This window comes from Aurantibacter sp., from assembly GCF_042094015.1.
Lineage (GTDB): Bacteria > Bacteroidota > Bacteroidia > Flavobacteriales > Flavobacteriaceae > Aurantibacter.
Map to the genome: position 1 here is coordinate 1 of NZ_JBELDZ010000102.1, position 7,114 is coordinate 7,114.

6 protein-coding genes and 1 pseudogene are annotated in these 7,114 nt (G+C 27.6%); 4 read left to right on the top strand and 3 right to left on the bottom strand.

Annotated features, from left to right (window positions below; all coding sequences use genetic code 11):
- Positions 1-517 (top strand): lipopolysaccharide biosynthesis protein (locus ACFDSN_RS11395; protein WP_375239981.1); only part of this gene is annotated, 517 nt, incomplete at its 5' end.
- Positions 518-561: 44 nt separating this feature from the next.
- Here ACFDSN_RS11395 and ACFDSN_RS11400 read toward each other — a convergent pair.
- Entirely contained in the window at positions 562-1,644 is a 1,083-nt protein-coding gene (locus tag ACFDSN_RS11400) for a hypothetical protein (RefSeq protein WP_375239982.1), read from the bottom strand.
- 137 nt (positions 1,645-1,781) lie between these two features.
- Between ACFDSN_RS11400 and ACFDSN_RS11405 the strand changes: the two genes are divergently transcribed.
- Together ACFDSN_RS11405 and ACFDSN_RS11410 are read left to right on the top strand one after the other, a co-directional pair.
- The gene (locus ACFDSN_RS11405; RefSeq protein ID WP_375239983.1) at positions 1,782-2,525 is read left to right on the top strand and encodes a glycosyltransferase family 2 protein; all 744 of its coding nucleotides are present in this window, start codon (positions 1,782-1,784) and stop codon (positions 2,523-2,525) included.
- Position 2,526: 1 nt separating this feature from the next.
- Positions 2,527-3,945 (top strand): hypothetical protein, encoded by a 1,419-nt coding sequence (locus ACFDSN_RS11410; RefSeq protein ID WP_375239984.1) that lies wholly within the window; start codon positions 2,527-2,529, stop codon positions 3,943-3,945.
- Positions 3,946-3,986: 41 nt separating this feature from the next.
- Here the strand turns inward: ACFDSN_RS11410 and ACFDSN_RS11415 are convergent, their stop codons facing one another.
- Positions 3,987-4,619: a hypothetical protein gene (locus ACFDSN_RS11415; protein WP_375239985.1), complete on the bottom strand. Its 633-nt coding sequence runs from the start codon at positions 4,617-4,619 to the stop codon at positions 3,987-3,989.
- Between the two features lie 150 nt (positions 4,620-4,769).
- Here ACFDSN_RS11415 and ACFDSN_RS11420 point away from each other — a divergent pair, with 150 nt between their 5' ends.
- Positions 4,770-5,822 (top strand): DUF3667 domain-containing protein, encoded by a 1,053-nt coding sequence (locus ACFDSN_RS11420; RefSeq protein WP_375239986.1) that lies wholly within the window; start codon positions 4,770-4,772, stop codon positions 5,820-5,822.
- 291 nt (positions 5,823-6,113) lie between these two features.
- On the opposite strand, the pseudogene ACFDSN_RS11425 reads toward ACFDSN_RS11420, so the two are convergent.
- Positions 6,114-7,114: pseudogene (locus ACFDSN_RS11425) on the bottom strand (excinuclease ABC subunit A); the annotation flags it as partial.

Genomic DNA, 7,114 nt, shown 5'->3' on the forward strand with positions numbered 1-7,114 from the left:
TTATTTACTGTTGCCTAATAATTATTCCGAAGGTCTTTTTGTTGTTTTTATTATTGGAATTGCAAAGCTTTTTAATAGTGTTTTAGGAAATAATAATTCTATTTTGTTTTATAGTAATTATTATAGAATGGTACTTGTTTTTGGTGTGCTAGCGGCTATAATTACAGTTGTTTCTAATATTATATTAATTCCTATTCTTGGTTTGAATGGAGCAGCTCTAGCTAGCTGTATTACAATATTTATTTATAATACAATAAAATTAGTTTTCGTAAAAATTAAGTTTAAGTTATCGCCTTTTAGTATTAAATCTATTCAAGCTTTTTTGATTATGACAGCTTGTTTTTTAAGTTTCTATTTTTGGGATATTTTAGAGTTTCCAGTATTAAGTATTATTATTAAATCTGGTTTGTGCAGCCTTATTTTTTTAGTATCTATTTATAAAATGAAACTTTCTGAAGACATTAATGGTATGATTGATTCTACTTTGAATCTTATTAATAAAAAAACCTTCAAATAAATAATTATTTACTTGAAGGTTAATTAACTAAACTAACTAATATTTTATCTTCTTGTTGATCTAGAACTTCTTGTTCTTGAAGATGTACTTCTTGAATTTGTGCTTGAAACTCTTGATGAGCTACTAACATTGTTTCTACTAGATCTTGGTATACTTTTAATACCAGACGTTCTTGATTTTGTATTAGTTACAGAACGACTTGGTCTTGGTGTAGAAGTAGTAGAGGTAATATTTCTACTTGGTCTAGTTGTACTTATTGTTCTTGGACGCGTTGTACTTTGTGTTGCCACTGGACGGCTAGGTCTAGGCGTATTTTGATGCGTTGTTGATCTAGTTGGTCTTGTTATAGTTGAATTATTGCTTGGTCTTGGTGTGGTTGTAATTGCCGTATTTGTTCTAGGTCTGGTACTATGATTTGCTCTAGTCATACCTTCGCTACGAGTAGCTAATGTTCTATTTCTAGAAATTGTTTGTCCTCTTCTGCTAGCAATTGCAGTTGTTCTTCTATAATTGTTAATAAAAGGTCTGTTGTATATGTATCGTATTGGTGTATAAAATCTTCTATAAGGTCTATTATAAAATACACAATGTTTAAAAGAAGGTATTCTATAGTAATTATGCCAAGGTCTAAAAATATAACCTCTATTATATATATTTATAAATCCTGTACAATGAGAAAATCTATTATATCTGTTATAATGAACATATAATCCACCAATATTATTTATATAACCTCTATTGTTATAGTTAATAAACACATTTCCAACTTGACTTACTCGTCCGTAATAGTCGTAAAAGACTGGTACATTTTCTATTTGAATTATAGCACCAAACTCATCATATTGTAAATATGGGTTGTAGTTATATCCAGAATTAAAGCTAATTCCAGAACTATGGTTTCCAATACTAACAGAAACTTGAGGTCCACGATTTTGCATATAGAAATCAAATTGTCCATCTCTAAAAACTGAAAACTCAATACCTTGTTCATTAAAAATGAAAGAATTTCCATAACCAGAATTATAAGATGTATTAATATAATTTAGTTTTGTAGTTTCAGTAGTGCTTGCATTAACAGTTATTAAACCTAGTAGTAATCCTGTAAATAAGTAAATAAGCTTTTTCATAATTTAATGTATTAGTTCAACATATTAAGTATTTCAATCTTCGTGCCAAAAATATTTTAGATGCTTAAAGTGTTGTAAATACTATAAAAGTTAAAAATCTCTTATATTCGCACAAAGAATATTTATTTCTACTATTAATGATTGATGGAAAAAAAATAATTGTTGTTCTTCCGGCTTATAATGCTGAAAAAACATTAGAAAAAACCTATAATGAAATTCCTTTTGATATTGTAGATGATGTGGTTTTGGTAGATGATTTAAGCACAGATAAAACAAGTTTTTTAGGTAAAGAACTAGGAATAAAGCACATTATTAGGCATACTAAAAACAAAGGTTATGGAGGAAATCAAAAATCTTGTTATAATAAAGCATTAGATCTTGAAGCTGATATTGTTATTATGTTACATCCAGATTACCAATACACGCCAAAATTATTGCATTCTATGAGTTATTTAATAGCTAATGATGTGTATGATGTGGTTTTAGGATCGCGAATTCTTGGAAAAGGTGCTTTAAAAGGTGGAATGCCACTTTATAAATATGTAGCAAATAGAATTTTAACGCTTTTGCAAAATATTTTAATGAATCAAAAACTTTCTGAGTATCATACTGGTTACAGAGCTTTTTCTAAAAAAGCATTAGAAAATATTAATTTTGAAATCAATTCGAACGATTTTGTGTTCGATAATCAAATGTTAGCACAGTTGTGTTTTGAAGGTTATGAAATTGCAGAAATTACATGTCCAACTAAATATTTTGAAGAAGCATCTTCAATAAACTTTGGAAGAAGTGTAACTTATGGGTTAGGCGTTTTAAAAACGTCTTTTCAATATTTTGGTAATAAGACCTTAGGGATTTCATCTTATTTATTTAAAAAATAATATGTTTTTAAATCAGAAATCAGCTTTAATATTTACTTATTCCATAGCCATTTGTTTGGTTTTGTTGTCTGTAAATAATGCTTTTTTTTGGGACACAGTTCAATTAGGCTCAAGACACGCCACCTATTTTTATAATATTAATTTTAGTTCTTTTTTACTACCAAATAATATGGATAGCGGTCATATTCCTGCGTTTGGTTATTATTTAGCTGTAATTTGGAAACTATTTGGAAGAACGTTATTGGTTAGTCATTTAGCATTGTTTCCTTTTGTAATTGGGATTGTTTATCAGTTGAATAAATTAGTGACTCATTTTTTTGAACAGAAGTATCAAGGCATTGTATTATTAATGGTTTTTTTAGAAGCTTGCCTGTTATCTCAAATCACATTAGTTTCTCCAGATGTAGTTTTAGTTTTCTTATTTCTAATGGCTATTAATGCAATTTTAAAGAACACTAAACTAGTTTTGTGTAGTGCTATTATAGGACTTTTCTTGATAAGTATGCGAGGAATGATGGTTGCTTTGTCTTTACTTTTTATAGATATTTATGTAAATATTCAATGTAATTTATCATTTAAAAGCGTGTTTAAGAGTCTTTTAAGCCGAAGTGTTATTTATTTACCTGCGCTATTAATATTTATAGTTTTTAGTATTTATCACTTTAATCAAGTTGGTTGGATTGGTTTTCATAGTAATTCACCGTGGAAAAATAGTTTTGAAGCTGTTGACTTTAAAGGTGTTTTATATAATTTAGGAATTGTTGGCTGGCGCTTTTTAGATTCCGGAAAAGTAGTTGTTTGGCTGATTTTTATTCTTTTGTTATTGAGATATAAAAAGCAATTATTTGTTTCTAAGAAGGTTAAGTTTTTAACAATATCGTTTGCGATTATAGCTTTGGTTTTGATATTAAATATAATTTGGGCAAAAGGTTTACTACAACATAGATACTTATTGCCAGGTTATCTAATATTTTCTATTTTTGTAGCAAAGTTATTGTTCTCGAAATTAACTTCAACTTCATTTAAAAGAGTAGCAACGATAACCTGGTTAGTTGTTATGTTAACAGGAAATTTATGGGTTTATCCACAACATATTTCTAAAGGTTGGGATAGTACTCTAGCACATTTACCTTATTATAATTTACGAAAGGAAAGCATTCAATTTTTAAAAGATGAAAACATTAGAGTAGAAGAAGTTAGTACTTTTTTTCCTAATAATATGAGTTTCGATTTTCTTGATTTAAACTCGAATAAAGATTTGTTTACGTCTTTTGAAAATAAAAATGAATATGTATTTTTTTCTAATGTTTTTAATTTGAAAGATGAAGACTATAAGTTGTTAACTACTAATTATACTTGTATTAAGAAATTTAACAGTCTAACCGTATATATTTACATTTATAAAAAAAATCCAGAATAATTAAATCCTGGATTTTAAGTTAATTTATATAAGGCTTACAATTAAGAACGTTTCAATTTTTTAATTTTCTTATCCTTACCATTTTTTTTGTAGTAATAATAGTCATTATCTGCATTATTTTGATGCTGTGACACATTATAATTCCCAATAAAATTATTGCGGTTATATCTATTTACATGACCAGTAATTCTAACAACTCTATGATTCCTGTAATAGATATGTAATCCGCCAACTCGTGTCAAATAACCAGATCTATTGTAATTAATATAAACAGAACCAATACGTTTTATTTGTCCATATCGATTATAGTTTAAAAATACATTACCAATTCGTCTTACTTTTCCATCTCTATCGTGTGTAATAATTACACCTCTTGGTCTTGGCGTGTAATAAGTTCCTGGCGCACCATATGTAGTATTTATTGCTCTACGTTTGTTTGTGGTAGCTGTTTTTCTATAATAAACATTTCCTTGAGTTGTATTTAATTCTGTATTAAAATCGAAACTACCATCTGGAAAAATTAAAAATTCTACTCCACGTTCTATAAACGTAATTGGTTGATTGTAATAAAAATTCATTCTTAAATCTTCACCTTGCGATGCAGATTTATGTTCTGCTGCTACAGGCGCTATTCCAAATAACAAACCTGTAAATAATAGTACTATTGTTTTCATAGTAAAAGGGTTTTAGATTTTGCCTACTTTTAAGCGTTTCGGCTTTCGCTATTATAGTTGTATTTTCAATTTGTGTGCCAAAAAAATAAAATAGAAGTAAAGTTTATATAAAAAAGTTACTTTTACATTACTAATTAAACTACAATATTAATGGCTTATCATTCTTGTAAAAACTGTAATCATCCTTTTGGAGTAGCATATAAATATTGTCCTAATTGTGGTTTAAAACAAGTTGATAAATTATCTGTTAAGTCTTTATTTAATAACACAATACAGAATTATTTTGCTTTTGATGCACGCTTTTTTAAAAGCATTATTCCTTTACTTTTTAAACCAGGTTTTTTGCCAAAACAATTTGTGAAAGGTAAACGTTTAACGTATTTGCATCCTGCACAATTGTACCTATTTAGTACTATTTTATTTTTCTTTATATTTTCTTTTCTAGCTAGTGTGGATGCAGATGAGATGGACGCAACTATAAATAAAGCTTTTAAAACAGCTTCAAAAAGAGAAGACGAGTTAAAAGTTAAAAGTATTGTTAATGATTCTGTTAAAATTCATAATATTAGCGAAGACAATAAACAGAATGTTTTAAACCAAAGTAACTTGTCTAATAGTATAAATGATAATGATGATATTTTAAAAATAAATACTGACGGAATTAATTTCTTTAAAAATAAACAAGCTCTTGACTCTTTAATAGCTTTGAATGCGCCAGAAAAATCTATTTATAAAGAAATGGGGATGAATGAAGATGCAAGTTATTTTAAAAGGAAACTTTATAAACAATTTTTTAAACTTTATAAAAAACATAATCTAGGTAGTCTTTACAAGCATTTTATTGGTAGTGTACCAATTGCGTTATTTTTCTTGTTACCAATTTTTGCGTTACTTTTAAGACTGTTTTATTATAGCAGTAAAGTTTTTGTAAATCATTTAGTCTTTAGTTTTTATTACTTTTCATTCGCCTTTTTTTTGTTCTCAATAAACCTTGTTATTTCTTATATTGTTGACTTAGGTATTTATAATGTGATTCTTTTTATTTGCTTAGTAACCTATTTAATAATTGCTATAAAAAACTACTATAATAAAAAATGGATTGGAACATTTTTTAAAACTATAGCTTTATTATTATCTTATTGGCTCTTTATTATACCATTAGCTATAGCAGTAACTTTAGTTATCTCTTTTATGTTTTATTAACAGAAAAGTTCAAATTTAACTTAGACTTAAATAGTGTTTTAAGTACTTTATCTTGTTTTTTAGTTTTTAATCTATTATTTTTTAACTCTGTTAAAGACCTAAAACTAAGTTTATATTATAATTAATGAATATTTTACTTGCTATCCTTGCTGTTATATTACTATTTATTGTTTACTCATTTTATATAACAACACAAAAAATTAAATATAGGCGTCAGAAAGGAGTTGATCTTAGAAAGAAAAACATTTATTATAGATTTGTAGCTAAAGCTTTTTTAAAGAAATTACCTGCTTAGAGTTTGTCTTTTAAATATTTACCAGTAATAGAAGTTTTTGTCAATACTAATTCTTCTGGAGTTCCATTTCCAGCTAAATTACCGCCGTATTTTCCGCCTTCAGGACCTAAATCTATAATATAATCTGCACATTTAATTAGTTCTAAATTATGTTCTACAACAATTATAGAATGTCCATTTTCTAATAAAGCATTAAAAGATTTTAATAATTTTTGAATATCATGAAAATGAAGTCCAGTTGTTGGTTCATCAAAAATAAATAGGGTGTTATCTTTTTTGTTCCCTTTCCCTAGAAATGTTGCTAATTTTATGCGTTGCGCTTCTCCACCAGAAAGTGTAGAGGAACTTTGCCCTAGAGTTACGTAGCCTAAACCTACATCTTGTAATGGTTGTAGTTTGTTTTTTATTTTAGTTGCGTTATTAACTCTAAAGAAATCAATGGCATCGTCTATAGTTAGATTTAAAATATCATCAATATTTTTATCGGCAAAATTAACTTCAAGCACTTCTTTTTTAAAGCGTTTTCCTTTACAGGTTTCGCATTCTAAATGGACATCTGCCATAAACTGCATTTCGATAGTAACTTCGCCTTCACCTTTGCAGGTTTCACATCTTCCGCCATCTACATTAAAACTAAAATGTTTGGCTTGGTAATTTCTAATACCACTTAAAGCTTGCTTAGCATATAGAGCTCTAATATCATCGTAAGCTTTTACATAGGTAACAGGATTTGACCTAGAAGATCTTCCTATAGGATTCTGATCTACAAATTCTATATTCTGAATATTAGCAAAATTCCCTTTTAATTCTGTGAATTGTCCTGGTTTGTCTCCAAACCCTGTTAGTTTTTTCTGAATTGCTGGATATAATATTTTTTTAACTAACGTACTTTTTCCACTACCTGAAACACCAGTAATTACAGTTAACATTTCTAACGGAAACTAAACATCAATGTTTTTTAAGTTGTTTTCTCTTGCTCCAATTACATCTATACTGT

Coding starts and splice junctions, on each gene's coding strand:
- ACFDSN_RS11400 (WP_375239982.1), bottom strand. CDS start 1,644: ATGAAAAAGCTTATTTACTTATTTACAGGATTACTACTAGGTTTAATA.
- ACFDSN_RS11405 (WP_375239983.1), top strand. CDS start 1,782: ATGATTGATGGAAAAAAAATAATTGTTGTTCTTCCGGCTTATAATGCT.
- ACFDSN_RS11410 (WP_375239984.1), top strand. CDS start 2,527: ATGTTTTTAAATCAGAAATCAGCTTTAATATTTACTTATTCCATAGCC.
- ACFDSN_RS11415 (WP_375239985.1), bottom strand. CDS start 4,619: ATGAAAACAATAGTACTATTATTTACAGGTTTGTTATTTGGAATAGCG.
- ACFDSN_RS11420 (WP_375239986.1), top strand. CDS start 4,770: ATGGCTTATCATTCTTGTAAAAACTGTAATCATCCTTTTGGAGTAGCA.